Annotated in this window: 37 protein-coding genes; 5 read left to right on the top strand and 32 right to left on the bottom strand. The window is 40.1% G+C overall.

The genetic code is table 11. The features are described from left to right. Positions 1-7 precede the first annotated feature (7 nt). The 4 genes from MHH58_RS01815 to MHH58_RS01800 form a co-directional block, all read right to left on the bottom strand. A complete protein-coding gene (locus MHH58_RS01815) occupies positions 8-958 on the bottom strand; it encodes a ZinT family metal-binding protein (protein WP_135097929.1) in 951 nt (316 codons plus the stop codon). 116 nt (positions 959-1,074) lie between these two features. Then, on the bottom strand, positions 1,075-2,010 hold the full coding sequence (locus MHH58_RS01810; RefSeq protein ID WP_341344856.1) for a CorA family divalent cation transporter: 936 nt from the start codon (positions 2,008-2,010) through the stop codon (positions 1,075-1,077). A 90-nt stretch (positions 2,011-2,100) separates the two neighbouring features. Further along, the gene (locus MHH58_RS01805; protein ID WP_341344855.1) at positions 2,101-3,498 is read right to left on the bottom strand and encodes an NCS1 family transporter; all 1,398 of its coding nucleotides are present in this window, start codon (positions 3,496-3,498) and stop codon (positions 2,101-2,103) included. Positions 3,499-3,648: 150 nt separating this feature from the next. Next, positions 3,649-5,295, bottom strand: a complete 1,647-nt coding sequence (locus MHH58_RS01800) for a PucR family transcriptional regulator (protein ID WP_341344854.1) — start codon at positions 5,293-5,295, stop codon at positions 3,649-3,651. A 231-nt stretch (positions 5,296-5,526) separates the two neighbouring features. Between MHH58_RS01800 and MHH58_RS01795 the strand changes: the two genes are divergently transcribed. Both MHH58_RS01795 and MHH58_RS01790 read left to right on the top strand, forming a co-directional pair. Continuing rightward, positions 5,527-5,907: a RidA family protein gene (locus tag MHH58_RS01795; protein WP_115884816.1), complete on the top strand. Its 381-nt coding sequence runs from the start codon at positions 5,527-5,529 to the stop codon at positions 5,905-5,907. Between the two features lie 354 nt (positions 5,908-6,261). Continuing rightward, complete coding sequence (locus MHH58_RS01790; RefSeq protein ID WP_135097919.1) at positions 6,262-6,639, top strand: thiol-disulfide oxidoreductase DCC family protein; 378 nt, start codon at positions 6,262-6,264, stop codon at positions 6,637-6,639. A gap of 192 nt (positions 6,640-6,831) precedes the next feature. Here the strand turns inward: MHH58_RS01790 and MHH58_RS01785 are convergent, their stop codons facing one another. Continuing rightward, the gene (locus tag MHH58_RS01785) at positions 6,832-7,755 is read right to left on the bottom strand and encodes an AEC family transporter (RefSeq protein WP_341344853.1); all 924 of its coding nucleotides are present in this window, start codon (positions 7,753-7,755) and stop codon (positions 6,832-6,834) included. A 15-nt stretch (positions 7,756-7,770) separates the two neighbouring features. Further along, positions 7,771-8,214: a YaiI/YqxD family protein gene (locus MHH58_RS01780; RefSeq protein WP_341344852.1), complete on the bottom strand. Its 444-nt coding sequence runs from the start codon at positions 8,212-8,214 to the stop codon at positions 7,771-7,773. A gap of 220 nt (positions 8,215-8,434) precedes the next feature. Here MHH58_RS01780 and MHH58_RS01775 point away from each other — a divergent pair, with 220 nt between their 5' ends. Together MHH58_RS01775 and MHH58_RS01770 are read left to right on the top strand one after the other, a co-directional pair. Beyond that, positions 8,435-9,805, top strand: coding sequence for a uracil/xanthine transporter (locus MHH58_RS01775; protein ID WP_115884820.1), 1,371 nt, complete (start codon positions 8,435-8,437; stop codon positions 9,803-9,805). Positions 9,806-9,920: 115 nt separating this feature from the next. Next, the gene (locus MHH58_RS01770) at positions 9,921-10,430 is read left to right on the top strand and encodes a YfiT family bacillithiol transferase (RefSeq protein ID WP_341344851.1); all 510 of its coding nucleotides are present in this window, start codon (positions 9,921-9,923) and stop codon (positions 10,428-10,430) included. Between the two features lie 47 nt (positions 10,431-10,477). Here MHH58_RS01770 and MHH58_RS01765 read toward each other — a convergent pair whose 3' ends face one another. The 3 genes from MHH58_RS01765 to MHH58_RS01755 all read right to left on the bottom strand — a co-directional run bounded on the left by MHH58_RS01765 (position 10,478) and on the right by MHH58_RS01755 (position 13,022). Continuing rightward, positions 10,478-11,419, bottom strand: coding sequence for a hypothetical protein (locus MHH58_RS01765; RefSeq protein ID WP_341344850.1), 942 nt, complete (start codon positions 11,417-11,419; stop codon positions 10,478-10,480). 138 nt (positions 11,420-11,557) lie between these two features. Beyond that, positions 11,558-12,274: a 3-ketoacyl-ACP reductase gene (locus MHH58_RS01760; RefSeq protein WP_341344849.1), complete on the bottom strand. Its 717-nt coding sequence runs from the start codon at positions 12,272-12,274 to the stop codon at positions 11,558-11,560. A 67-nt stretch (positions 12,275-12,341) separates the two neighbouring features. Then, positions 12,342-13,022 (bottom strand): YjjG family noncanonical pyrimidine nucleotidase, encoded by a 681-nt coding sequence (locus tag MHH58_RS01755; protein ID WP_135097909.1) that lies wholly within the window; start codon positions 13,020-13,022, stop codon positions 12,342-12,344. A gap of 136 nt (positions 13,023-13,158) precedes the next feature. Here MHH58_RS01755 and MHH58_RS01750 point away from each other — a divergent pair, with 136 nt between their 5' ends. Further along, a complete protein-coding gene (locus MHH58_RS01750) occupies positions 13,159-13,542 on the top strand; it encodes a VOC family protein (protein ID WP_135097907.1) in 384 nt (127 codons plus the stop codon). Between the two features lie 34 nt (positions 13,543-13,576). Here MHH58_RS01750 and MHH58_RS01745 read toward each other — a convergent pair whose 3' ends face one another. From MHH58_RS01745 to rplE, 23 genes are all read right to left on the bottom strand, one after another. Further along, positions 13,577-14,221 carry a DUF4352 domain-containing protein gene (locus MHH58_RS01745; protein ID WP_341344848.1) on the bottom strand — a complete coding sequence of 215 codons (645 nt, stop codon included), beginning with the start codon at positions 14,219-14,221 and terminating at the stop codon, positions 13,577-13,579. Positions 14,222-14,409: 188 nt separating this feature from the next. After that, positions 14,410-14,802: a 30S ribosomal protein S9 gene (rpsI, locus tag MHH58_RS01740; protein ID WP_341344847.1), complete on the bottom strand. Its 393-nt coding sequence runs from the start codon at positions 14,800-14,802 to the stop codon at positions 14,410-14,412. A gap of 19 nt (positions 14,803-14,821) precedes the next feature. Next, positions 14,822-15,259, bottom strand: coding sequence for a 50S ribosomal protein L13 (gene rplM / locus MHH58_RS01735; RefSeq protein ID WP_115884826.1), 438 nt, complete (start codon positions 15,257-15,259; stop codon positions 14,822-14,824). A 176-nt stretch (positions 15,260-15,435) separates the two neighbouring features. Then, complete coding sequence (truA, locus tag MHH58_RS01730; protein WP_135097901.1) at positions 15,436-16,170, bottom strand: tRNA pseudouridine(38-40) synthase TruA; 735 nt, start codon at positions 16,168-16,170, stop codon at positions 15,436-15,438. Between the two features lie 5 nt (positions 16,171-16,175). After that, positions 16,176-16,973 (bottom strand): energy-coupling factor transporter transmembrane component T family protein, encoded by a 798-nt coding sequence (locus tag MHH58_RS01725; RefSeq protein ID WP_135097899.1) that lies wholly within the window; start codon positions 16,971-16,973, stop codon positions 16,176-16,178. Then, positions 16,966-17,826, bottom strand: coding sequence for an energy-coupling factor transporter ATPase (locus MHH58_RS01720; RefSeq protein ID WP_135097897.1), 861 nt, complete (start codon positions 17,824-17,826; stop codon positions 16,966-16,968). Before MHH58_RS01720 ends, MHH58_RS01725 begins: the two co-directional genes overlap by 8 nt. Next, the gene (locus MHH58_RS01715) at positions 17,823-18,614 is read right to left on the bottom strand and encodes an energy-coupling factor transporter ATPase (RefSeq protein ID WP_341344846.1); all 792 of its coding nucleotides are present in this window, start codon (positions 18,612-18,614) and stop codon (positions 17,823-17,825) included. The genes MHH58_RS01720 and MHH58_RS01715 overlap by 4 nt, the downstream gene beginning before the upstream one ends. A gap of 147 nt (positions 18,615-18,761) precedes the next feature. Further along, entirely contained in the window at positions 18,762-19,160 is a 399-nt protein-coding gene (gene rplQ / locus MHH58_RS01710) for a 50S ribosomal protein L17 (protein ID WP_115884831.1), read from the bottom strand. Positions 19,161-19,179: 19 nt separating this feature from the next. Continuing rightward, positions 19,180-20,124 (bottom strand): DNA-directed RNA polymerase subunit alpha, encoded by a 945-nt coding sequence (locus MHH58_RS01705; RefSeq protein ID WP_341344845.1) that lies wholly within the window; start codon positions 20,122-20,124, stop codon positions 19,180-19,182. Positions 20,125-20,204: 80 nt separating this feature from the next. Next, the gene (rpsK, locus tag MHH58_RS01700) at positions 20,205-20,594 is read right to left on the bottom strand and encodes a 30S ribosomal protein S11 (protein WP_035809663.1); all 390 of its coding nucleotides are present in this window, start codon (positions 20,592-20,594) and stop codon (positions 20,205-20,207) included. Between the two features lie 29 nt (positions 20,595-20,623). Beyond that, positions 20,624-20,989: a 30S ribosomal protein S13 gene (gene rpsM / locus MHH58_RS01695; RefSeq protein WP_341344844.1), complete on the bottom strand. Its 366-nt coding sequence runs from the start codon at positions 20,987-20,989 to the stop codon at positions 20,624-20,626. Between the two features lie 24 nt (positions 20,990-21,013). Next, positions 21,014-21,127: a 50S ribosomal protein L36 gene (gene rpmJ, locus MHH58_RS01690; protein WP_003156543.1), complete on the bottom strand. Its 114-nt coding sequence runs from the start codon at positions 21,125-21,127 to the stop codon at positions 21,014-21,016. 30 nt (positions 21,128-21,157) lie between these two features. Further along, positions 21,158-21,376: a translation initiation factor IF-1 gene (gene infA, locus MHH58_RS01685; RefSeq protein WP_017547668.1), complete on the bottom strand. Its 219-nt coding sequence runs from the start codon at positions 21,374-21,376 to the stop codon at positions 21,158-21,160. 139 nt (positions 21,377-21,515) lie between these two features. Next, positions 21,516-22,163 carry an adenylate kinase gene (locus tag MHH58_RS01680; protein WP_115884834.1) on the bottom strand — a complete coding sequence of 216 codons (648 nt, stop codon included), beginning with the start codon at positions 22,161-22,163 and terminating at the stop codon, positions 21,516-21,518. Positions 22,164-22,181: 18 nt separating this feature from the next. After that, positions 22,182-23,483, bottom strand: a complete 1,302-nt coding sequence (secY, locus tag MHH58_RS01675; protein ID WP_135097889.1) for a preprotein translocase subunit SecY — start codon at positions 23,481-23,483, stop codon at positions 22,182-22,184. Then, positions 23,483-23,923 carry a 50S ribosomal protein L15 gene (gene rplO, locus MHH58_RS01670; protein WP_135097887.1) on the bottom strand — a complete coding sequence of 147 codons (441 nt, stop codon included), beginning with the start codon at positions 23,921-23,923 and terminating at the stop codon, positions 23,483-23,485. The genes secY and rplO overlap by 1 nt, the downstream gene beginning before the upstream one ends. A 27-nt stretch (positions 23,924-23,950) precedes the next feature. Next, positions 23,951-24,130, bottom strand: coding sequence for a 50S ribosomal protein L30 (gene rpmD / locus MHH58_RS01665; RefSeq protein WP_135097885.1), 180 nt, complete (start codon positions 24,128-24,130; stop codon positions 23,951-23,953). Positions 24,131-24,144: 14 nt separating this feature from the next. Beyond that, entirely contained in the window at positions 24,145-24,648 is a 504-nt protein-coding gene (gene rpsE, locus MHH58_RS01660) for a 30S ribosomal protein S5 (protein ID WP_135097883.1), read from the bottom strand. Positions 24,649-24,669: 21 nt separating this feature from the next. After that, positions 24,670-25,032 carry a 50S ribosomal protein L18 gene (gene rplR / locus MHH58_RS01655; protein ID WP_115884839.1) on the bottom strand — a complete coding sequence of 121 codons (363 nt, stop codon included), beginning with the start codon at positions 25,030-25,032 and terminating at the stop codon, positions 24,670-24,672. A 24-nt stretch (positions 25,033-25,056) separates the two neighbouring features. After that, on the bottom strand, positions 25,057-25,593 hold the full coding sequence (rplF, locus tag MHH58_RS01650; protein WP_135097881.1) for a 50S ribosomal protein L6: 537 nt from the start codon (positions 25,591-25,593) through the stop codon (positions 25,057-25,059). Positions 25,594-25,618: 25 nt separating this feature from the next. Beyond that, entirely contained in the window at positions 25,619-26,017 is a 399-nt protein-coding gene (rpsH, locus tag MHH58_RS01645; RefSeq protein WP_092595632.1) for a 30S ribosomal protein S8, read from the bottom strand. A gap of 29 nt (positions 26,018-26,046) precedes the next feature. Next, positions 26,047-26,232: a type Z 30S ribosomal protein S14 gene (locus tag MHH58_RS01640; RefSeq protein ID WP_026859096.1), complete on the bottom strand. Its 186-nt coding sequence runs from the start codon at positions 26,230-26,232 to the stop codon at positions 26,047-26,049. 19 nt (positions 26,233-26,251) lie between these two features. Beyond that, the gene (gene rplE / locus MHH58_RS01635) at positions 26,252-26,791 is read right to left on the bottom strand and encodes a 50S ribosomal protein L5 (RefSeq protein WP_135097879.1); all 540 of its coding nucleotides are present in this window, start codon (positions 26,789-26,791) and stop codon (positions 26,252-26,254) included. Between the last annotated feature and the right edge of the window lie 6 nt (positions 26,792-26,797).

Here is a 26,797-nt window from a genome sequence, read left to right as displayed (position 1 = left end):
CCTCTTTCTAATGTTTCAGCATATCTTTTTTAATACTGTCCGCCGTTGAATCAGCCGGATAATACGTTGGCCAATTTACAACTTCATCCAGCAGCGCCTCTCTGTCATCACCCCAGTATAAATGGAAATGGCTTGATTTCTCAGGTGCAATAATATGATCGCTGAACTGAATGAAGTCGGGCGCTTCTCCATCACCATCTGTTTTATTAAAGATAAAGCGAACGCCTCTGTTGCCAGCTTCATATTCCAATATTTCATATCCGTCATATTCATATTTTCCTGTATACTCTTCATCACTTTCATAAAAAGTAAATTCACCGCTGTCCGTTATGTTAATCTCGTTCACATTTGTCATATAGCCTTCACGGTAATATTCCTTATATTCTTCTGCTGTCATATCACCGTCTTCAGATTTATGCTCGAACACGTCGTCAAGCTCGCCTGACTCAAGGTACGGGTATATCGATTGCCACTCGCCCGACCAGTCGGATATATCCCGGTCTTCTATTTGGTTGTCTTCAAAATGTCCGTTGTATATATCGCCCGTATGGTCATCAATTTTAATATTTACCGGGTCGCTTTCAGCTACAGGCTCGTGTTCATCGTCATATAAGACTGTTTTTATGTACTGTTCATCCGCCGCTTCCAGAGACAAAGCATCTTCGTATTCTCCTTCAATCAGTTCCCAGTTTTCCTGATCCTCACTTGTATACCAGTGCCAGTGGCCATCTGTTTCGATATCGGCAGCTGCCGTCAGCTCAACGGTATCACCGGTATGATAATGATCTGAAAGCCCCTCTATAACTGCTGGTGCTGTTTCTGTATTTCCCGTCTCTTCTGTATGCTGGTGCGATTCGTGAGTATCTTCTTCCGATTGCTTTACCTCTTCATTCTGGCATGCAGCGAATAATCCTGCCGCAGCAAGCACGCTTAAACCCTTCAGCAATTTCTTTTTCATTTTGTCCTCCTATTTAAATCGTAATAATTCCTATTCGTAATAGTTACGTTTTATATAATAGCATTGTCATCTTAAGAATGTAAACTGTTTTTAAAAAATTTATTTATTTAGTAAAGCTACATCCAATCTTTATATTTAAAATATCCCAGCATGCACACACTGATTATAATCATTATGCCCAAGGTTACAAAGTATGCCGGCGGCCACGACAGTTCGGGCATATTTTCAAAATTCATGCCGTATATACCGGTGATCAGTGTCAGCGGCAGGAAAACTGCTGAAATAATTGTGAGCACGTTAATAATTTTATTCATGCGGAAAGTATTATAAGAGATATAATTATCTTTCATTTCATCAATCATTTCTTCTGAGAATTGAATAATCAGCTGCTGTCTGTCGATTTTAGAATTAATTTTACTTAAGATCGGCTCGCTCTGGCTGCTGTTAAAAATATCTTCCTGTTCTTTAAATTTTTCCACGAGTTCTTCCATTGGTACGATGACGCGCTTCACCCGGAAGATTCTTTTTCTTAAATCGAACATTTTTGCTGTGATATCTTCACCTTTTTTCTCATTGCCGTGCTTTTCTTCAAACAGCATTACATCATCTTCTATTTCATGGACGATATCGAAATACTGATCGACCGTTGCATGCAGTATATGGAGTGCTATATCAATTTCCAAATCTTCATGTTTATGTTTAATAATTTCGGCAATATCGATAAAATCGTCCAGCACTCCGTCATGATAGGTAATAATTACATCTTTCATTACACAAATATTAATTGCATGAGCTTCCAGCGTATCCCGGTCAATGACGTGGCAGATTAACAGCTGGTAGTCATCAAAGTTATAATACTGCGGCCGGTATCTTTTCGTAGTTTCATCTTCTAACCTATCTTCGTTAAAATTAAAATCTGCAAGCAGCTGCTCCTTATCATTAAAACTGTTGTAATCATACCAGGTAAAAGTTGTATCGTAAGGAACTGTATCCCGGCCATCCGCTGTTTCTATCTGGTTGTTTTTAGATATGTACTGAATTTCAAGACTCATCGGAATCTCCTCCCTGATTTCTAATACCCGAATGTTAAAGATTAAAGCAAAAGAGCAGGGAGATTAAAAAATCTCCCTGCTCTTTTCATCTTATTTCATATCTTTTTCAAAAATCGTATCTTTCTTGAACTTGGAACCTTTGAACATCGTTTTCGAAATGATTGGATATGCAACACCTGCAACGATAAATCCGATCAGCCATGCAAGGTCAACGAACATGAAGGCTGCCGCCGCCCCGATACCGAGTGCCAGTATTGCCGCATAGTTGACTCCGTCAAAGTTTCCGCCTTTTTTATACAATTCTTTAATATCGATACGCTGTTTTCTCATAATGTAGAATTCAACGATAAGAATCGCAATTAACGGTCCCAGGAAAGCTGAGTATACCTGAACGAAAGTATCCAGACCTTTTGCATTGTCATCCTGTACTAACAGCCAAGGGAATGAACCCATTGCAAGCAGTCCTGTAATTACTACTGCAACCTTGTAGTTCAGTTTAGTAAACAGCTGAATCACATAAGTTGGTGTAACAATATTTGCTACCATGTTTACTGCTATTGCACCAAACACGATAAATACAGAGATGAATAACTGCATATAAACATTATCAAATAATGCTGGCAGTCCAAGCGCCGGGTTTGTATAGCCTGTCGCACTTGCAAGCATCGCACCGACAACAATTACTGAACCGTAGGCAACGATGATCGGCAGGAAGTAAAGGAATCCTCTTTTTCCGTCCGTATAACCTGTTTTCAGCTCGCGTGAATAGTCTGCCGCACTTAGGAAAATAGCTGCATAGTTACCAAGGAAGACCATGATGTATGCGAAGAACTCAATCCCCCACGTACCTTCAGCATTAATCCATGAAGTTGAAATTGCTGCACTGTGGTCTTTAACCAGTATGATAAATACAGTCACAACGATACCCATCAGAACGATGGATGCCACTGATTCAACTGCTTTAATACTCTTGAACCCTTTCATTGAAAGCACTATCTGTATAACTAATAGAATAATAAAACCAATAAATACATTGTCGAATGCGCCGCCTGACAGTATTCTGAATACTTCATTTAGCGCCGTACCGCCGATCCAGCTCTGGATACCGTACCAGATAACAGCCGGCACCGCCCGGAGCAGTGAAGAAAGCAATGTTCCTTTCTCACCAAATGAAGCTTTTAAGTGAGCTACGTAAGGAATACCGTATTTGTAACCCGCTCTGTCGTTTAATGCAAAGAGGACAGAAACGATTCCGATTGCAATTAATGCTGCTGCAATAGTCTGCCAAATATTCAATATTGCCATACCTGCAACTACAACACTCGCACCGAGTGTCATATTACCCATGTTGACACCGTCTCCAACCCACAGTGACATGTATCCCGCTGCCCCTAAAGTTCTGTCTTCAGGACCATTCGGTTTAAGAGAATCCGTCTGAGCTGCCGCATCCAGGCCCTCCGGCGGAAGATTGTTATGTTCTTCTGACATATTTACACCTCTGTTATATTCTAAATTTGATTTATTTACATACAGTGTTTAACACCATCATTTATTATATATGTCTAAAAGCCCGATGTCTTTATCCAGTATAGATAATTTTTTGCGTTTTTATCTATTTAATTATCTATATTTTACAGGTTACTCCTTTCTCATTATTTCCAGGATCTTCAGTCCGACCTGGACTGAGAGCATTTCATTCGCATCATCGTAGTCCATCTGGGTGATTTCCTTAATCTTATCAAGGCGGTAGGAAACTGTTTTATAGTGTACGTAAAGTCTGTCTGCAGAACGCGAAACATTTTGCTGGCACTGCAAGTACATTTCCAGCGTCTCAATTAATTGTTCCCTGTTTGTCTTGTTATAATCAAGCAGTCTTCCGAGACTGGCCGGAATAAATTCCTTCAATCTGTTGTTATCGTGTTTGAACTGGTAGAGCAGACGGTAAATGCCAAGCTCTTCAAAACTTAAAATAGGATTGTGCTGGTAAGACATTTCATTTACATCAAGCACTTCCTGCGCTTCTTTGTGACTTTTCGGCAGATCATGCACTGTATCCGCAATGGAGCCGATACCAGTATAAACTTTCGCCTCTCTGACCGTGCTTTCAAATTTGTTAATGACATAGCCGAGCGTTCTTTTAATAGTATCCATCTCTTTTTTCTTATTACTCTGTCCGGAATGCACCGGCCAGATTACAATGACCTGATTAAACCGTTCGCGCACGATAGCATTTTTTAAATAGTAGTCTATATTATTATTTAAAATATTATAATACCGTTCTCTGATTTCGCTCGTTACTTTTTTACTTTTGAATTTCAGTGTAAATACTACAACTGCAGAACGGCTGTTTAAATCAAATTTAATATTATCGGCACGTTCGGCAATATCATCTTCATCTCTGATGTCGCCCGATAACAAATCATCGATAATCTCATTCTTATATTTCTTCTCAACTTCAGAAATCGCAATTTTTTTAGCGAGATTTAAAGACAGCGCTGTCGCCGCATTTTCAATAGCCATAAAATCAAAATCGCTGAAGCCTGAATGAATTGCACTGATCACAAGCATGACTTTTGTCTGGTTGACCGATGTGACCGGTATCATAATCTGCTCGCATTCACGGTCCTGCAGTTTCGGATAAATTACAAAGCGGCGGTAGATTGGGAAAATAGTGTTCTTTGTATTTTTCTCCTCTTGAAACTTATGCGATTCGTAAAACAATTCCACTTCCTTGTCCGTAGTCGCAATGACTTTAAACAGCTCGTTGTAAATTGTGACGGGATTTCCAATCAGTGACTCGAGCGTCTCAATAATCACTTCATCGCTGACATTCTGAATCGACAATTCGGTGAAACGGTGGTGAATTTCTCTGAAGTATTCCAGTTTTTCAACATCCTGATTAAAAATTTTTCGTGTAACTTTATAAATAATATCGATAAACGGAATTGCAGTCGGCAGCGATATAATCGGGATATTCCTCTCCCTGCAGACCTCCCTTACCGGTTTTGGGATACTGTCAAACTCTTTCGGTATCTTAACGACTAGAGCGCTGATTTTTTTATCGGCAAGCTCGTGCATCCAATCCTTCATTTCTTCTTCGTTTAAATCTTTTACCGGGAAGAAACTTGTCAGAATCGACTCACCCCCGTTAAGCCATAACGAAATGTCAGGTGAATCGATTACCGTTATACCTTTTATGTTTTTTGCGAGACTCTGTTTGGTGCCAATATATTCAGCCTCCCGAAATTCGTCGAGAGTCAGTAATTCTTTAACTGTATAATGCATGGTCAAACCTCTTTTTAAATAATTTTATCCTAAGTCGATAAACATTCTAATATCTTCCACCATATACTATAACAGCTTTTGCCCACTTTATACCCAATAATAAGCTCATAGAAAACACATAATTTCTTATCGAAGTTGGATATACTTTTTTACACTAATAGATTTTGTTTAATGCTAGTCAATTCCCTTAAAAATGCTATGATTAAATTATTATAATTAGGAGGGTGTTTTATGAGCAGAAAAGCATTTAACACAAAAACAGTCAGCAGCTCGGGGCCGTATTCGCACGTTACCGACGCTGGAGATTTTCTTTATTTTTCAGGACAGACAGCAAAAAACAGACTGGATGTTACTGAAGATTTAACAGGAGATATTGCTAAACAGACTGAAATTGCCTTCCATAACCTCTTTGACGTTATGGAAGATGCGGGAGTTACAGAAGATCAGGTTGTTAAAGTGAATGTTTACTTAACGACGATGAAAAACTTCGAAGCGATGAATGAAGTATATAAAGAGAAGTTCAGCGCTCCATATCCGTCACGCACGTGTGTCGCAGTACTTGAGTTACCGCTTGGCGCAGAAGTTGAAATTGAAATGATTGTCAAAAAATAAGATAAATAAAGCAGAATCCTGAGTTTCCGGGATTCTGCTTTTTTGTTGAGAATAGGAGTGTGCGGGAGTTAGGATACATATGAGATTTTGTCATACCAACCCTAGGAGTCTGGGATACATATGAGATTCCGTCATACCAATCCTGAGAGTCTGGGATACATATGAGATTCTGTCATGCCAACCCTGGCAGTCTGGGATACATATGAAACTCTATCACATCAACCCCAAGAGTCTCGGATACATATGAGATTGTGTCACATCAACCCCAGCAATTTTTCAGCCATTTCCTTCTCAATCCTCAGCAATATTAGTCTAGAAGCTATTATGATAAAATCAGAGTGAGGAGGCGTGACTATGAAAGTACTGATTTTTGACGGAGACTGCAGTTTCTGCAATTTCTTCGTACGCTTTACGGTGCGCATTAATAAAAATCCTGAACTTCGCATTACCGATTTCAATACTGATTGGGCTAAAGAAAATCATAAGCCGGATGACGATATAGACAGCGTTATTTATATCGCAGAAGACAAAACTTATATATATTCTGATGCTGCACTTCACATGCTCGCGGATGCTAACAGGCTTTTTAAGCCCGTAATTCTTCTAAAACTTATTCCTAAATTTATACGGGATACATCATATAAAGTCATTGCAAAATATCGTAAAAAAATTCCCGTTAAGAATGTCTGCGAACGTCCTTCAAAAAAATTTATCGATATGTATTTAAGTTAATAGGAAAAGTGCCGGCAATGATGACATTACCGGCATTCTTTTTATCTTCTCGTGCCATCGTCAGTTCTCGGTGGCGCACAATTTATCTTCTCGTGCCACCGTCAGTTCTCGGTGGCGCGCAATTCATCTTCTCGTGCCACCGTCAGTTCTCGGTGGCGCGCAATCGCCCGCTTCAATATCACTCTCAAATATTTAAAACATATTCAGCGCCGTGTAAATAACGAGCGGCAGAGTGATTGCGCTGAGCAGCGTGCTCATCATCACAATTTCCGCAGCGTATTCGGGATCACTGCTGTACTGCTGGGCAATAACAGAACTGTTTACAGATGCAGGCATTGCTGTCGTAATCAGTATCGCCTGTGCAACGACACCTTCGACGTTAAAGAGAAGCAGCATCAGCAGTGCCATGGCAGGAATGACTAACAGTTTCACGGCCGTTGCGATAAAGGCAGTAAACCGGAGATGGCGGAATCTGATGCCGGCAATCTGTGTTCCGAGTATGAACAGCACCATACCGATCATCGCGTCTCTTATGTAATCCAGTGATGATATTACCGGCGTCGGCAAACCGATATTGAAGTAGTTAAATATCAGACCTAAAAACAGCCCGTAAAATATTGGCATTTTAAAATAGCCGAGCAGCGCTTTAAATTTCCCTACATTTTCCGCACTCAGGACGAAAATACCGTATGAGTATGCAATAATATTTTGGAATACTACCATCATGACCTGCACACTCATCGCAAATGGATCACTTTTAAATACCAGGTCGTTAACCGGTACGCCGTAATTACCAGCGTTATAAAATAAACTGGAGTTCGTAAATAATACAGTGTGCTGCCCTTTCACTCCAAACACAGCTGCGATAATCCTCGACACGGCATAAGACAGCAGTGCAAAGATAAACAAAAAAATCATTATGTATAACAGCAGACTGAAGTCTATATCCGAACTGTAGAGGTTCATAAATATGAATCCCGGAATAATATAGTTCACCATCAGTTTGCCGAGTGTCGGCCGATCGAGTTGCAATCTCAACTGTGCAACGTAACCGATAAAAACAATAATAGCTATCGGCAGCATTACATTCGTTAAAATAAACAGAAATTCAGTCATTGATGTGTTCTCCCCTTATTTTGATGCAAGCACCTCTTGAAAAGCTTTTAAAAATGAATTTTTGTCTTCCTGCGATAAAGCCTTAGGACCTTTGGTCCGCCCACCGCCTCTTCTGATTACACTGCTCATATGGCGTGTTTCAAGCAGATAATCCATATTCATCTTATTATACTCGAACCCTGTATGATGCAGTACTGTACAGCCCTTCGGCAGAAGCAGCGAGGCTAAGCCGTAGTCCTGTGTTACGATGACATCTCCCGCTTCAGCCAGCTGGACAATTTTATAATCTGCAGCATCGGGACCGGCATCGACATAAATTGTCCGGACATGCGAGTCGAGTTCTTTTGAACTGAAATGAGACAGACTCGATACAAGTACGACTTCTATATTTTCATCTTTAGTTTCTTTAATCACTATATCCTTTACCGGACATGCATCTGCATCAATAATAACTTTCATAAAACATCACTGCCTTTTCATTTAACCTCAATTATAGCAAATATTTTTTATTATTTTCTCTGGAAATCTGTCTTTCTGATTTACTCCTTCTTTACTTTGATAATTTACGATAAAAAATATTCTCAATTTATCTGTTTTGGACAATGTTTTTTTATATAAACCCCCTTATTATAAAGTAGATATTAAAATAAATTAAATATGAAATGGTGTGACATAAAGTATGACTAAGTATTTCAAAAATGTCGATAACTGGCTGGGCGGCCTTCAATGGTTAATGTATATATTTATCAACACAGTTGTTGTGCCGATTACCATGGGCGCAGCTTTTAATTTATCGCAGGCGGAAATTGTGAGTACAATGCAGTTTTCATTTATACTTGGCGGAATTGCATGTCTGTTACAGGTATTTATCGGCCATAGAAGGCCGATTATGGACGGTCCATCCGGACTGTGGTGGGGCGTACTTCTCGCCTTATCTTCACTTGCAGCAGCGCAGGGAATGCCTATTGCAGAAGTGGGCGGCAGTATCGCAACCGGCTTAATTATTACAGGGATTCTTACAGTAATTATCGGTTTAACAGGTTTAGGATATTATTTAGAAAAATTATTTAATCCAAGTGTTATGGGAGTATTCATGCTCTTGTTCGGCGTCTCCCTTTGCATCAGCTTCTTCAAAGGCATGGTCGGTCTGCCATTTGGCGGCGGAGAGGGTCCGACAGAAATTCAAATTGGACCCGCGATTTTATCATTTGTTATTGTCAGCTTAGTTCTTATTTTAACGATTCGCGGTTCCAATAAATTATCACAGTACGCTATGCTGATTGGGATTATTGTCGGCTGGCCAGCTTATCTCTTATTGTTCGGCTCGGATGCACAGCTTACAGGCGGAACAGCAAATTCCCTTGAAATATTCTGGTTCCCGCTCGGTTCGCCAGCATGGAATATTGGAATTATTTTAACCGTTGTTATTACAGGTATGCTTAACTTATCTAAACAGTACGGCTCTATTAAAGGAACAGATCCTCTTTATCCGGATTCACCTTCAACGAGCAAAGATTACAGAAATTCATTTACTATTACCGGTGTTATGACGATTCTTCCAGGATTTCTCGGATTGGTGCCTTATTCTCCATTTGTATCATCAATCGGTTTTATTCAGCAGACTAAAATTTACGAACGTATGCCGTTTATCTTCGGTGCGGCAATGTTCTTTATTATGGGTGTGATTCCTCAATTCGGTTCATTCTTTACGATGATTCCATTAAGCGTCGGTTGTGCAGTATTATTCGTTTCATATGTTCAACTCTTCGGCTCTGCATGGGACTGGTTCAAACTTGTGGAATTCAACAGCCTGAATATTTACCGTGCAGCTATCCCGATGTTTCTCGGGCTTGTACTTATGGCAGTACCCGCTTCAGCATTCGCAAGTCTCCCAGGCTATGTTCAGCCGTTATTATCAAGCGGTCTCTTAATGGGTACGATAATTTCCATCGCAATGGAAAATTTAATGAATTGGGATAAGGTTGGTGCAACTATCTCAAACAATATTGGTAAAAATATTGAAAAAGAAGAACCTGTCAATAAATTATAAGTAAAGCAAAAGCTCTGTCCCAACGGTCAGAGCTTTTCTTTATGTTCGTATTATGATGTATATCTGCTGTTATGGTAAGGTAGATTCATATAATGAAGAAGTGAGGGGTTTGAATATGGACGTAAAATATCCTATCGGTAAATTGCAAGTTCCTGAGACTGTGACTCTTAACGATGTTCAAAAATGGCTGGAAGATATCAGTACTTATACTGAACGTCTCCGCAATGAAGTTGCTTCCCTGACGGATGAGGAGTTAGATAAAACATACCGTGAAGGCAGCTGGACTGTGCGTCAGCTCGTTCATCACATTGCTGATTCACAGCTGAATATGTATCAGCGCCTGAAGCTTGCTTTAACGGACGATAACCCAAAAGTTCCGGAGTTCATTCAAGATGACTGGGCAGAGCTGCCTGATAGTAAACTTCCTGTAGATAGTTCTCTTAAAATACTGGAAGGCATTAATGAACATGTAATGGCGCTTGGAAACAGTTTGACAGAAAAACAGTTAACACGTGTATTCACACATCAGGTTAATGGTGAAATTTCCGTCGGAACTAAAATTGCTAAGCTGTCATGGCATGAAGAGCATCATTTAGCTCATATTAAAATCGCCTTATCAAAATAAATACACACAGCAAGAGCTCCTTTGAAAAAACTTCAAAGGAGCTCTTTTCAGTCGAGTTCAATGATATTCAGTTCAAACAAATAATCGTCGTGGAAACTGATATTAATATAATTTGCACCACTCACTTCAGGCAGATATGCAGGCACCGCTGTAATTTCTACAGTTTCTATAAATCTCCTGCCGTTATAAAAACTGATATAAGCAGGTGATGTAATAACATAATCTTCAGAAGGTGTATATTTCAATGCGCCTGTTACATAATAATCAGCATCTTCAACGAAGTTACCTTTGTCATCGATTCGTTCACCGGTAAATACATCATCCCCTGACAGAAAATCCTGCCCAAACATAATTGTACCCTGCATTCCTTCTTCCACCGGTTTACCGCGTCCGACCAGATCATCAGGAGTAGTATTGACTTCATTACCCGCTGAAGCGTCTTCCCTTCCTTCATTTATCAGCTGAACCGTGTCCTTTTCCGAATCATTGAAACTGACAATAATACGGTCCGCTTCAGGCACCTGTTCTATAATATGCGGTCCATCATGCCCGTAGTTATTTGTTTTAATAAATTCACTGCCGTAAAAATAGGATACGTAAGCAGCAGCCGTTACCGTATAATCCTGCTCCGGGATATATTCCATCGGCTCAGTGCGGGTCATATAAGATCTGGCATCATCTTCACCGCTGTAATTTATCCAGTAACCGCTGAGGAGTTCAGTGTCTTCCATTACATCAACCGGTTCTGCAGCTTCCTCAGCTTCTTCTGTTTCAGATATATTTTCCGTATTCACACTGGCATTCTCATCAGATTCTTCTTCAGATTCAGCATCTTCTTCATCTGCTGTCTCCGTAGTTTCCGTCTCTTCAGTCACAGATTCTTCTGTATCTGCCTCAGAAGTTTCAGGTTCGTCAATCGGCGGTTCGTCCGTATTACTGCACCCTGTCAGAATAAACGCACCTGCCAGCATAAGTATTAACCATCTCATAGCCTCTCCTCCTGCTTGTCCATTCCTCTTAAATTAACTGCGGCTGTATGTAACATTATTAACCTATACCCATATTTTCTAAAAAATAATAAAAGGCTGCCTGAATTTTTCATCAGACAACCTTTTACAATAGAATTTTTACGGATTATTTGACCACAGTCCTGCATTTTTCAGTACAACACGCGGATTTAATTTAAGCTGGGCAACAATCAGTTCAGCAAGATCTTCTGCCTGCATGACTTTTTCAGGATTGCCGTCTGTTAAGTTCAGTTCAACCGCCATATCTGTCGCGACTGTACTTGGCGTTAATGTCGTTACACGGATATTATGCTTACGCACTTCCATCATCAGTGATTCACTCAGGCCAATCACTGCAGCCTTCGATGCAGAATAGGCACTCGTCACCGGACCGCCTTTTTGACCTGCTGTAGAAGATATGTTGATAATATCTCCTGTATTGCGTTCAATCATCTCAGGCAGTACCGCGCGTGTTGTGTAATACACGCCGTTAACATTAACATTGAGAATGTTCGTCCACTCTTCAGGCGTCAGTTCCATGAAGCTGCCAAACTTGGAAATACCGGCGTTATTGAGAAGAATGTCAATTGCACCGAGCTCACCGCGTATTGATTCTACCGCTGAAGTGATTGATTCCATATCTGAAACATCAGCTGCAGCGATTGCTGTTTTAACATCATAGCTTTTAAGCTCTTCCTGAACTTTTTTAAGATTTTCAATCGACCGGCCGACCAGTCCGATATTTACACCCTCTGCTGCCAGAGCAAGAGCCGTTGCACGGCCAATACCGCGGCCTGCTCCTGTAATCAATGCTGTTTTACCGCTTATATTTTGCATATTGAAATCTCCTTTAACTCTTTTATTTCACATATAATTTTATCACGTTCTTCATCTTTAAGATAACTTATGACTTAAAACAATAAGATAAATCATGCAGATGATTAATCTCATAATCAGCTTGAATCTGAGAATCATTTTCCAACCTGTAAGGATTGTACCAGACCGAATCAATGCCGGCATTATGAGCACCGGCAATATCAGAAACAAGACTGTCTCCGACCATCAGTATCTCATTTGGATAAAGATCGGCTCTTTTCATACTTTTTGTAAAGAAACTGATATCCGGTTTTGCATGACCAAGATCATCAGATACAAACAAGTCAGTAAAGTACCGCTTCAGTCCTGATAATTTCAGTCTGTTTTCCTGCATCGTTAATACACCGTTCGAAGCTGCATAAATTTTACAGTCTGCTGATATTTTCCGAAGCATTTCTTCAATACCTGGTTCCATAATGTGCTGCTCCCCGAGTAAATTGCCAAAATGTGCCTTGGCGAGATCGCTGTCAAAATCCATATTCAGCGATTCAGACAGTTCTTTGAATCTTATATTCATTACATCTGCAACGGACAGCACTTCCTCTTTCTGCTGTTTCCATAAACGCTCATCAATTTCTGCGAACGACTCAAAAACACCTTTGTTATATTCGATATTGAGCGTTGAAAAAGTTCCCTTCAGCGCACTCTCACTGCATTTTTTAAAGTTAAATACTGTATCATCGATATCCAAAAAAACCGCTTTATACATATCATCTCTCCCGTAATATTTTTAGTCCTCAACTTACCATCCACAATATCAATAATGATTAACGTGCTCAATACTTTCATTTTTCTCCCGAAGTATTATATTCTTAAGGTAGATTCTAATTAAATGAGGTGCAGTGATGAATATAATTGTTACAAGCCTGTTCGTTGATGATCAGAAGAAAGCATTAAACTTCTACACCAGTATTCTCGGTTTCATTAAGAAACATGACGTACCTGCAGGTAATTTCAGATGGCTTACAGTCGTCTCAAAAGACGATGAGAATGGGACAGAACTCGTCCTGGAACCCAATGACAATATCGCAGCACAAGACTATCAGAACAGCCTGATGCAGCAGGGTATTCCCGCAACGATGTTCGGAACAGATGACATTGATGAAGAATTCAAGCGCTTAAAATCACATGGCGTTGAGTTTACGATGGAACCGAAGGCTGCAGGTGAGATAAAACTCGCAGTATTTAACGATACGTGCGGCAATTTAATTCAGCTGATTGAGCAGTAAAATAGACACTTCCAAAAATTGGAGGTGTCTATTTTTATTTTGGCTCCGTCAATTCATATACTTCATGGAACTTCGAACTTGGCGGATCTATATAGAAATAATAATTTCCTTCAGAATTATTGACGTTAACTACAAACGGCAGTTTCATAGTGACTGACTCCCCTGGATTAATATCTGCGGTCAATTCTTCTTCAATCGCATATTCTTCCATGTAGTTAAAGCCTTCCTGATCTTTTTCCATCAAGGAAATATTTGAATTCTCTTCGAATTTAAATGCTTCTTCCCCATTATTAGTCACAGTGACATCTACAAGAGCCAAATAAAATCCTGTATCTTCTTCAAAACCTATAAGATACTCTTCCATCGACTTTCCTTTAAACTCTCTTGTCAATGTAAAATCATTCACTGTTAATGTGTAAGGCTGATTAATCATAATTGATTCTTCCAGTTCAACTGTATCACCTAGATGGCGATATTCAACATCATCTGAAGTTTCTTCATCAGCTGTGTCACCCTGTTCAAGCTCCTCTTCTGATACGTTGTCTTCCTCATTCTCTGAAGTCGCCTCGCTCGTTTCAGCATTCTCTTCTGTCTCTTGTTCCTTTTTCACTTCATCATTACCGCATGCCGCTATAATAAGAAGTAGAACAATACTAGTAAAGTATAAATATTTCTTCATCAAAATCTCTCCCCTTAGCTTAAAATATATAGTAACTGGTTAATTGTAACATTAGTTCCTTTGCATTTTCAGCTGAAATTTAAAAGTTCCCAAGCAGTGATTATTCGATGGAATGAGACATTTTACTTTGATTATAAAATAAGAAAACACTTCCCATTCCTGGGAAGTGTTTCGAATATATAGATATATTAACGTTTTGAGAACTGTGGAGAACGACGGGCTTTCTTAAGTCCGTATTTGTAACGTTCTTTCATACGTGGGTCACGTGTTAAGAGTCCAGCTCTTTTCAGCGCGCCGCGGTGTTCTGGATCTGCTTCAAGTAAAGCTCTTGCAATACCGTGACGGATTGCCTGTGCCTGACCTGTGAAGCCACCACCGTGAACATTTACCAATACATCGTAGTGACCTTCTGTTTCTGTAACTGCGAATGGCTGGCTTAAATCTAAAATTAAGCTTTCAAATGGGAGATAATCTCTCATGTCGCGTCCGTTAACTGTTACTTTACCTTCACCTGGTACTAAACGTACACGTGCAACTGAGTGCTTACGACGTCCAGTTCCTTGATATTCTACTTTAGCCAAATGTTTTCCCTCCTAGTCCTTAACCACGTAACTCGTAGTTTTCAGGTTGTTGTGCTGCGTGTGGGTGTTCCGCTCCACCGTATACAAATAATTTCTTGCCTTGTTTACGTCCTAATGGATTCTTAGGTAACATTCCTTTGATAGAAGTTTCTAATAATCTCATTGGGTTTTTGTCTCTTAATTCACCAGCTGATACTGATTTGATTCCACCAACATGACCTGAATGTCTGTAGTAGATTTTTTGTGATTCTTTTTTACCTGTTAACACAATCTCACTTGCATTGATTACGATAACGTAGTCACCTGAATCAACGTGAGGTGTGAAAGTTGGTTTATGTTTCCCGCGTAAAATTGTTGCTACTTCTGTAGATAAGCGGCCTAAAGTTTTACCTGCTGCATCTACAACAAACCATTTACGTTCGATGTTTTGCTCATTAGCCATAAACGTTTGACGCATAGTAATTTCCTCCTAAATCTGTTCTCTATTGTCGTTTTAAATTTGTCGTTTTTGTCTTTTTATATTCATAATCCTAATAAGTTTCCGGGGCCTATTAATCATGGATGGATATAAAAATGTACCGTTAATTATTATATAATTTAACCTTCATAAAGTCAATGTTTTCAAGATAATTTCTACAGCTTTTCATACCAAACTTTTTCCAGATAAAGACCTTCTGCCGGTGCGGTTTTAGGAATCACCGTTCTGTCTTTTTTGGCAATCATGTTTAAAGTATCAGGTTTTCTGATACCTCTGCCGCATTCGAGAACATAAGCTGTGATTACCCGCACCATATTATAAAGGAAACCGGTGCCGGTAATCAGAAATTCAAACCCGTCTGCTGTTTCGATAACTTTAAAGTCTTTAATAGTCCGAACTTTATTTTTAATTTCCGCCTTGGCACTGGAAAATGTCGTGAAGTCATGCGTGCCGATAAACGGCTGCATCGCCTCTTCCATCAGCAGAGCATCCAGTTCATACGGGTAATGTGTCTTTAAACCATCGTAAAAAGGGTTCTTAGTGCCTGTGTAGACTTTATAACGGTAAGTCTTCCCCGTCGCATCAAAGCGTGAATGAAAGTCATCAGCAGCGATTTTAACATCATTAATCAATATGTCATCCGGCATCGCTCTGTTTAAAATGAATTTCCATTTTTCAGGCGGCAGATCTATCGGTGTGTCAAAGTGGAAATACTGTTCCAAAGCATGCACACCCGCATCCGTTCTTGATGATGCATGAATCCGGACAAACTCCTTGTGCATCCGTTTCAGCTGTTTTTCCACAGTGCCCTGCACCGTGCGGTAGTCATGTTGATACTGGAATCCACTGAAGTTTCGTCCGTTATATGAAATATTAACTGCCACTCTCATTAGTTTCACTGCCTTACAAATATTAATAATGTACCGAATAAAACAAGCACGATCAGTGCCAGTGTATCCCGTGTTCTCCAGGACAGAAGACGATAGTGTGTCCTGCCTTCTTCGCCCTGATAACCTCTGACTTCCATCGCTATCGCCATTTCTTCCGCTCGTTTAAATGCAGACATAAAAAGAGGTATAAAAATTGGAACGAGTGCATTGATACGCTGTTTTAAATTTCCTGTCATAAAAGTCGATCCGCGCGCACTCTGTGCTTTTATTATTTTTTCTGTCTCATCCATCAGCGTCGGAATGAATCTTAATGAAATCGACATCATCATCGCAATCTCATGCACAGGAACTTTTAAGGCTTTCAGCGGCCTGCACAGCTTTTCAATAGCATCTGTCAGCTCAATCGGACTCGTTGTCAGCGTCATCAGCGTGGTAATGACTACGAGAAGTATCAGCCGGATTGTAATGTAGATACCGGTGATCAGCCCTTCGGACTCGATTGTAAAGAATCCGCCGTCAACCAGCACCGTCCCGCCCTTGGTTAAGAAGATATGCATCAGGAAGGTAAATATCAGCAGAATAAAAATCAATTTTAAACCGTTAAACAGAAATCTGATTGATAAACCTGCAAGTTTTGTCACCGACAAAACGAACAGTATCAGCAGACTATAGCCGACCCAATGATTTGCAAAGAAAACGATAATCATAAACAGAATAACCGAAATAATTTTAGCTCTCGGATCCAGTCTATGGACTATACTGTCTCCCGGAATATATCTGCCGAGCAGCATCGAACTAAGCATTGTTACGCCTCCAGTCCTCATACAGCCGAATAAATTCAGCTGTATTTTTCGGAGTGCCATTCAATGCTATGCCCTTCTCTTTTAAATCCCGGGCCAGCTGAATAACATGAGGTACTTCCAAATCGTACCGTTCCATAAAGTTCTGGTCTGTCAGTATATCAGCTGTTCTGCCTTCGCCTGCAAGCTCTCCCTGTGACATCACCTTTACTTCATCAGTAAATTCGAGCACATCATTCATATCATGTGTAATTAAAATTACTGTAATACCTATTTTTTTATACACATCATAAAACAGCTGCATCGTTTCATCATGGCTTAAAGGATCGAGTCCCGCCGTCGGTTCATCCAGTATTAAGATATTCGGTTCCATCGCAAGTATTCCAGCGATTGCAACTTTCCGCATCTGGCCGCCGGAAAGTTCGAACGGGCTTTTCTCAAGCAGCGATTCATGAACATTGAGAAGTTTAAGGTAATAGCAAGCTTTCTCTCTTGCAGCTTCTTCCGCTATTCCCATATTCATCGGACCAAACATAACATCTTTCAGCACCGTGCTTTCAAACAGCTGATGTTCAGGGAACTGGAATACCATGCCGACCTTCATCTTCGCCTGATGGATAAGCTTCTGCTTAGATTTTTTCGAAAGTATAATGCCGTCTGTTTCCACTGTGCCGGAGCTCGGCAGAATCAAGCCGTTCATCGTTTGAATCAGCGTTGATTTACCGCTCCCTGTATGGCCGATCAACCCGTAGAACTTCCCATTTTCAAAAGTCGTATTTATATTCTTTAATGCATGATATTCAAACGGGGACTTGCGGTGATAAATTACATTTACATCTGTAAATCGAATCGTCATGATAACCGCACCACCAGTTCATCATGAATGACGAATGAACCGTCCAGAAGTGCATTTGAAATTTCCACCGTATACGGTACTTTTAAGCTGCTTCTTTCCAGCATTTCCTTATCCCGGTAAATTTCTTCAACCGTGCCTTCTCCGACAATGCTGCCGTCGTTCATAACGATGACTTTGTCGCTGTGGTCAATTTCCGTTAAATCATGAGTAATATAAAGAATCGTTGTATCCAGCTGTTCGTGCAGGTTCCATAAAATGGACAGCACTTCGTTCCTGCCTGCCGGGTCCAGCATCGAAGTCGCTTCGTCCAAAATGAGGACCTCCGGCTGGAGTGCGAGTGCACCTGCGATAGCAACTCTCTGTTTTTGGCCTCCCGACAGACGGTGGGGTTCATGAGAACGAAATTCAAGCATATTAACGAGACCGAGAGCATGTTCTGTGCGGGCAATCATTTCCTCTCTTTCAAGTCCCAGATTTTCCAGTCCGAAGGCAACGTCATCTTCTACTGTCGCACCGACAAACTGGTTATCCGGATTTTGAAAGACAATTGCAAACTTGCGTCTCAGTCTCTGTTTATTTTTCTCGGTTAAAAGTTCATTGCCGACGTATATTTCACCTTCATAGTCTTCGATAATACCCATGATGATTTTTACCAGCGTACTTTTACCTGAACCATTATGGCCGATAATGGACGTCCATTCGCCTGCATTAAAAGAGATGGAAATATGATCCAGAGCATATGCTTCTTCAGACCGGTATTTAAATGCAATATCTTTTAGTGAAATCATATTTCCACCCCTTTAAGAAATTATGTAAAAAAAGCGCGTACCCTGCAATAAGAGTCGCGCACTGATTATATACTGCAGGATACGTTGAGCTAGACGAATGAGCCCTTCCGGGCTCACCATCATAACACTCACTCTGCTTTTAAAAGTTTACGCTTCTTCAGTTGTAACTGGAGCGCCTTCTACGAATTCGATAATTACAAGTTCAGCTCCGTCACCGCGACGAGCACCAAGTTTCTTAATGCTTGTGTAACCGCCTTGACGGTCTGCGAAACGTGGAGCGATGTCTTCAAATAATTTTTGAAGTGCATAACTTGTTGAACCATCTTCATTGATGATTTCTACGTTACGTACAGTTTGACCGGCACGTCTTTTCGATGCTAAGTCACCGCGTTTACCAAGTGTAACTAAACGGTCTGCAAGTTTACGTAATTCTTTAGCACGGTCTTCAGTAGTAGTGATGCGCTCACTTACTATTAGTGAAGTTGCTAAGTCGCGTAGCATTGCTTTTCTTTGGTCAGATGTACGTCCAAGTTTTCTGTAACCCATTATTTCTCCTCCTTTATGACTAGTCTTCTTTACGTAGACCTAAATCAAGGTCTTCAAGTTTAAATTTAACTTCTTCCAGTGACTTACGTCCCAGATTACGCACTTTCATCATATCAGCTTCTGTTTTATCAGTAAGTTCCTGAACAGAGTTAATACCAGCGCGTTTCAGACAGTTATAAGAACGTACTGATAAGTCAAGTTCTTCAATAGACATTTCAAGTACTTTCTCTTTCTGATCTTCTTCTTTTTCGATCATGATTTCAGCGTTTTGCGCTTCATCTGTAAGACCTACAAAGATGTTTAAATGTTCAGTGAGAATTTTAGCACCCAATGATACTGCTTCCTGAGGAGAGATTGAACCATCAGTCCAAACATCCAGAGTCAGCTTATCGAAGTTTGTACTTTGTCCTACACGTGTATTTTCAACAGTATAATTCGCACGTTCTATCGGTGTATAGATAGAGTCGATTGGAATTACACCAATTGGCATATCAGCTTTATTATTACCGTCTGCAAGAGTATATCCCCGACCGCGATTTGCTGTCATGCGTAATTTTAAGCTTCCGCCTTTAGATACTGTTGCAATCTTAAGGTCTCTGTTTAAAATTTCCACATCGCTGTCGTGAGTAATATCAGCTGCAGTAACTACACCTTCACCGCTAAAATCAATTTCCAAAGTTTTTTCTTCTTCGGAATATATTTTTAAAGCAAGGCTCTTCATGTTGGTAATAATTGTAGTCACGTCTTCAACAACGTTGTCAATTGTCGAAAACTCATGAAGTACATTTTCTATTTCAATCGTCTTAACTGCCGCACCTGGTAATGATGATAACAGAATGCGACGCAAGGAGTTCCCAAGTGTTGTCCCATAACCTCTCTCTAAAGGTTCTACAACAAACTTACCAAACTTAGAATCTTCCGATACCTCTACTGTCTCAATTCTAGGTTTCTCGATTTCGATCATGTGTAACATATCCTCCCTTTAAACGCCGAAAATATTAGAAAATAATATTGTTCCCAACTACTTAAGCGATTTATTATTTTTTATACACGACGGCGTTTAGGCGGACGGCAGCCATTGTGTGGAACTGGAGTTACATCTTTGATAGCTGTAATTTCAAGTCCAGCTGATTGAAGTGCACGGATAGCTGCTTCACGTCCGGCACCAGGACCTTTAACTGTAACTTCTACAGTTTTAAGACCATGTTCCATCGCTGCTTTAGAAGCAGTTTCAGAAGCCATTTGTGCAGCGAAAGGAGTAGATTTCTTAGAACCTTTAAACCCTAATGCACCAGCAGATGACCATGAAAGAGCATTACCGAACTCGTCAGTAATTGTTACGATAGTGTTGTTAAAAGTTGAACGGATGTGTGCCACACCTGCTTCGACATTCTTTTTCACTCTACGTTTACGTGATTGTTGTTTGCGAGCCATTATTTATCCTCCTTTACTTTAGTAACTATTTATTTCTTCTTGTTCGCTACTGTTTTAATTGGACCTTTACGAGTTCTTGCGTTGTTCTTAGTTTTTTGACCGTTAACCGGTAAACCGCGACGGTGACGCATTCCCTTGTAAGAACCGATTTCCATTAGACGTTTAACGTTTAAGTTTGTTTCACGGCGTAAGTCACCTTCGACTTTATACGCATCTACTACTTCACGAATTTTGTTTAATTCATCTTCAGTAAGATCTTTAACTCTAGTATTTTCATCAACTGATGCTTTATCTAAAATTTCGCTAGCGCGCGCTGGTCCAATACCGAAAACATATGTTAAAGAAATTACAACACGTTTGTCACGTGGTACGTCAACTCCTGCAATACGAGCCATATCTTTGCACCTCCAAATTAAATATTAACCTTGTTTTTGCTTGTGTTTAGGGTTTTCACAAATTACCATTACTTTTCCTTTTCTGCGGATAACTTTACATTTTTCACAGATAGGTTTTACTGATGGTCTTACTTTCATGTTTTTTACCTCCTTAGAATATGGAGTCTCTTATTTAAAACGATAAGTGATTCTGCCACGTGTTAAGTCATAAGGTGACATCTCAACTGTTACTTTATCACCAGGAAGTATGCGTATATAGTTCATACGAATTTTACCTGATACATGAGCTAATATCTCATGACCATTTTCTAATTCTACTTTGAACATTGCATTTGGTAAAGTATCAAGCACTGTACCTTCCAGTTCAATTACATCTTGTTTACTCACTTCTTTTCCTCCTTATACAGCATTTCAATTCCTTTATAGAAATTTGCTCTAGGTGACGACTCACTTCGTCTAATAACGACTCTCTCGTATACATATAGACATAGCAACATTCACCTAAATTGCTGCAAGGTGAACATTTCTATAAGCCATTAAGAATTTCATCGACTTCTTCGAAAACTTCTTCTATATCTTTTGAGCCATCTACTGTAGCTAGAACTCCAAGACTTTTATAGAAATCTAAAAGTGGTGCTGTCTGTTTGATGTTGACTTCCAGACGGTTTTGCACTGTTTCCGGATTATCATCTTCGCGCTGGTATAATTTACCGCCGTCTAAGTCACAGATACCCTCTGTCTTAGGCGGATTAAACACGAGGTGGTAAGTCGCACCGCAAGTTTCGCAGATGCGCCGGCCAGTCAGTCTGTTCATCAGTTCTTCTTCAGGCACTTCAACATATATAGTTTTATCGATTTGAGTGCCGAGCTCTGACATGATGCTGTTCAATGCTTCAGCCTGTTCAACGGTTCTAGGGAAACCGTCAAGCAGGAAACCATCTTTTGCATCACTTTGAGAGAGACGCTCTTTTACGATACCAACTGTTACTTCGTCAGGAACAAGTTCTCCCTGATCCATAAACGCCTTGGCCTGTCTTCCGAGATCTGTCTCGTTTTTAATTGCAAGACGGAACATATCTCCTGTGGAAATATGGGGAATCGAGTATTTTTTGATTATTTTCGCAGCTTGAGTACCTTTACCTGCACCAGGCAAACCCATAATAATAATATTCATTATTTTGTTTCCTCCTACTTATCTACGCTTTCTAAATCCGCGGTATTCTCTCTGGTTAGCCTGAGCTTCCAATTGTTTCATCGTTTCAAGGGCGACCCCGATAACGATCAGCAAGCTCGTTCCCCCAATTTGAATTGCCTGCGGCAAGTCCATAAACTTCGTAATTAAGAGTGGTAAAATTGCAATTCCTGCAAGGAACAGAGAACCTACAAATACTAATCTGTATAAAACAGAAGTAATATAGTCCTGTGTATTTTTACCTGGGCGGATACCGGGAATGTAGCTGCCCTGTTTTTTCAGGTTGTCAGCCATTTTCTCAGGATTCACCTGTACAAATGAATAGAAGTAAGCAAATGCGATAATCAGGACAACATAGACAATCATGCCTATCCAGTCAGACGGATCGGCAAAACGGGCTACCGTTTGTGCCCAGTCCGCATCCGGGAAGAATAATGTCAGTGTTTGAGGCATCATCAGAAATGCCATTGCAAAAATTACCGGGATAACCCCTGCCGGGTTAACTTTCAGCGGTAAAAATGTCGATTGCGGCGCCAGCTGTGATCCAGGTGTTCTCTGTCCTTTTGCATATTGCACTGGAATCTTACGAATCGCCTGTAAGATAAACACTGCAAACGCAGTCAGAAGAATAAGGAATATTACAATGCCGGCAATTTGGAGCACTGCCATTGTAGTATCCGCATTACCTGTGAATCTTGACTGATAAAGCTGAATCAATGCACCTGGAAGTGCACCGAGGATACCAGCAAAGATAATGATTGAAATACCATTACCGACACCATGTGCAGTGATCTGCTCACCAAGCCACATAAGAAATGCTGTACCCGTAGTTAAAATTAAAGCAATAAGCAGATAAGATCCGACATTATTGTCATCGATAAGGTTGCCGCCAAACATCTGGTTAAATGCAAATGACATACCGATAGCTTGGATAAATGCTAAAACGATCGTGAAATACCTAGTGAATTGAGCAAGTTTACGTCTTCCGACTTCACCTTGTCTTGCCCATTCAGCAAACTTTGGAACTACATCCATTTGAAGCAGCTGCGTCACAATTGAAGCCGTGATGTACGGCATTATTCCCATCGCAAGGATAGAGAAGTTCATGAGTGCTCCGCCACCAAATGTGTTCATTAAATCTAAAACTCCGCTCCCGGAAGCACCAGTGTCAAATACGCTGGGGTCTACACCGGGAACCGGAATATATGTGCCGATTTTAAAGATAACTAGCATTGCCAAAGTAAACAGTATCTTGTTACGTATTTCTTTAATTTTAAAGAAATTCGATATCGTTCCGATCATTAGATCACCTCATGAGTTCCGCCCTGTTGCTCAATCGCTTCTACAGCTGAACTAGAAAATTTGTGCGCTTTAATCGTCAACTTCTTCTCTAAGTTACCGTTGCCTAAAATCTTAATTCCAGATTTTTCGTTTTTAACAATCCCTGATTCTATTAAAAGTTCAGGCGTTACTTCTGTACCATTGTCAAAACGGTTTAACGCACTAACATTTACAACTGCGTAATCTTTACGGTTGATGTTTGTGAATCCGCGTTTTGGAATACTACGAAAAAGTGGTAATTGACCACCTTCGAAAGTAAGACCAATTTTACCGCCAGAACGTGACTTCTGTCCGTCATGACCGCGACCGGATGTTTTACCGTTACCTGATGACATACCGCGTCCAACTCTGTTACGTTTGTTACGCGCGCCTTCAACTGGTTTAAGTTCGTGTAATTTCATCTTCGCACCTCCTACATTATTTTATCATTAATTCTCTTCGACTGTAACTAAATGACTGACTTTTGCAAGCTGTCCTCTTAACTGAGGAGTATCTTCTTGCTCAACAGTCTGGTGCATTTTTCTAAGGCCTAATGCTCTAACTGTTTCTCTTTGTGTTTCTGGTTTCCCAATAACACTTTTAGTGAGGGTAACTTTCACTTTTGCCATTGCCTATTCCCTCCTTAGTTTAGAATCTCTTCTACAGTTTTATCTCTGAGTTTTGCAACTTCGTTAACATCTTTAAGTTCAGTTAAACCTAACATTGTAGCGCGAACTACGTTAATTGGTGTGTTAGCGCCAAGTGATTTACTTAAGATATCTGTGACACCAGCTAACTCAAGTACGGCACGGACAGGTCCGCCCGCGATAACCCCTGTACCAGGAGCAGCAGGTTTCATTAATACGTTACCTGATGAGAATCGTCCAATTACTTCATGAGGTACAGTACCATTAACGATCGGTACTTCGATTAGATTTTTCTTAGCAGCTTCGATTGCTTTTTTAATAGCTTCCGGAACTTCCTGTGCTTTCCCAGTACCGAAACCTACACGTCCTTTTCTGTCTCCAACTACTACTAAAGCTGAGAAACGGAAACGGCGACCACCTTTAACTACTTTAGCGATACGGTTGATTGTTACAACGCGTTCTTCAAATTCTTGTACTTCTCTTTCTCTTCTTTGAGCCATGAAATATGTCCCTCCTTTATATTAGAAATCAAGTCCGTTTTCACGAGCTGCGTCTGCTAATGCTTTAACGCGTCCATGATATAAATATCCACCACGGTCAAATACTACTTTCTCGATGCCTTTATCTTTTGCACGGTTAGCAATAAGAGTTCCGACTTCTTTAGCAGCTTCTACGTTAGAGCCTGATTCGCCTTTGAATTCAGTGTCTTTAGTAGACGCGCTTGCAAGTGTAATTTGCGCAGTGTCATCAATTAATTGAGCATAGATATGCTTGTTTGAACGGTAAACATTTAAACGTGGTCTTTCAGACGTACCTGAAAGTAAGTTACGCACGCGACCATGTCTCTTTTGACGTACTTTATTCTTGTCAATTTTCGCGATCATTGATGTTCACTCCTCACTTATTTATTATTTACCAGTTTTACCTTCTTTTTGGCGAACGTTTTCACCTTTATAGCGAATACCTTTACCTTTGTATGGCTCTGGCGGACGTACTTGGCGGATTTTAGAAGCTAATGCTCCAACTTCCTCTTTATTAATACCTTCAATTTTAATGTTAGTATTACCGTCAACTGTGATTGAAAGATCTCCAGCTGATTCGAATTCTACCGGGTGTGATAAACCAACGCTGAGCGTTAATTTATTACCTTGCATTTGAGCACGGTAACCAACCCCGATAAGTTCTAATTCTTTAACGAAACCTTTTGATACACCCTCAACCATGTTATTGATAAGTGCACGAGTTGTTCCGTGAACTGTACGGTGTTCTTTAGATTCACTTGGGCGAACTACTTCTAAAGTAGTGTCTTCAAGATTATATGCCATTTCTTCATTAAATGTGTTTACCAGTTCACCTTTAGGGCCTTTTACTGTAATAGTATTGTCCTTAATGTCAACTGTAACATCATTTGGAATGTCAATAAGACGTTTACCTACACGACTCATTACTTTGCACCTCCTGTTTTATTAATTACCAAACGTATGCGAGAACTTCCCCGCCGAGATTTCTTTTACGTGCTTCTTTATCAGTAAGCACACCTTCTGATGTTGAGATAAGAGCAATTCCAAGACCGTTAAGTACTCTCGGTAACTCTTCTCTTTTAGCATAAACACGAAGTCCAGGTTTAGAAATACGTTTCAAACCAGTGATAACGCGTTCGTTTTCGTTGCTGTATTTCATGAATACACGGATGATGCCTTGCTTATCGTCCTCGATGTATTCTACATTTTTTACAAAACCTTCTGTTTTCAAAATTCCAGCGATTTCTTTTTTCATGTTTGAAGCAGGAATCTCTAAAGTTTCATGTCTAACAATGTTCGCATTTCTAATGCGTGTTAGCATATCTGCAATTGGATCTGACACTGTCATTTAAGTTGCCTCCTTTCGATTAATGAATCTTACCAGCTTGCTTTTCTTACACCAGGAATTTGCCCTTTGTAAGCAAGTTCACGGAAACAGATACGGCAAAGCTTGAATTTACGTAGTACTGAGTGTGGTCTTCCACATCTTTCACAGCGAGTATATTCTCTAACTTTGAATTTTTGTTCTTTTTGCTGTTTAGCAATCATTGATTTTTTAGCCACTATATTGCCTCCTTATTACTTACTTTTGGAACGGCATACCGAATTGTGTAAGCAGTTCACGAGCTTCTTCGTCCGTGTTTGCTGTCGTTACAATAACGATATCCATACCGCGCACTTTTGATACTTTATCGTAATCAATTTCCGGGAAGATTAATTGTTCTTTAACACCTAATGTGTAGTTACCGCGGCCATCGAATGCTTTCTTCGAAATACCTCTGAAGTCTCTTACACGTGGTAATGAAACTGAGATAAGTTTGTCCAGGAATTCATACATTCTTTCTCCGCGAAGTGTAACTTTCGCACCGATAGGCATACCTTCACGTAAACGGAATGTAGCGACTGATTTTTTAGCTTTAGTAACAATTGGTTTTTGACCTGTAATAGCACTTAATTCCTCAACTGCTGTGTCGAGTACTTTTGCGTTTTGTACAGCGTCACCGATACCCATGTTTACTACGATTTTATCAATCTTTGGTGCCTGCATTACTGAAGAATAATTAAATTTATTTACGAGTTCTTGTTTAATTGTTTCATTGTATTTATCTTTTAAGCGAGCCATTAATGG

The organism is Jeotgalicoccus sp. FSL K6-3177 (assembly GCF_038050175.1).
GTDB lineage: Bacteria > Bacillota > Bacilli > Staphylococcales > Salinicoccaceae > Jeotgalicoccus > Jeotgalicoccus nanhaiensis.
Note: the sequence above shows the minus strand (reverse complement) of the source record. Positions and strands in the feature narration are given on the sequence as shown.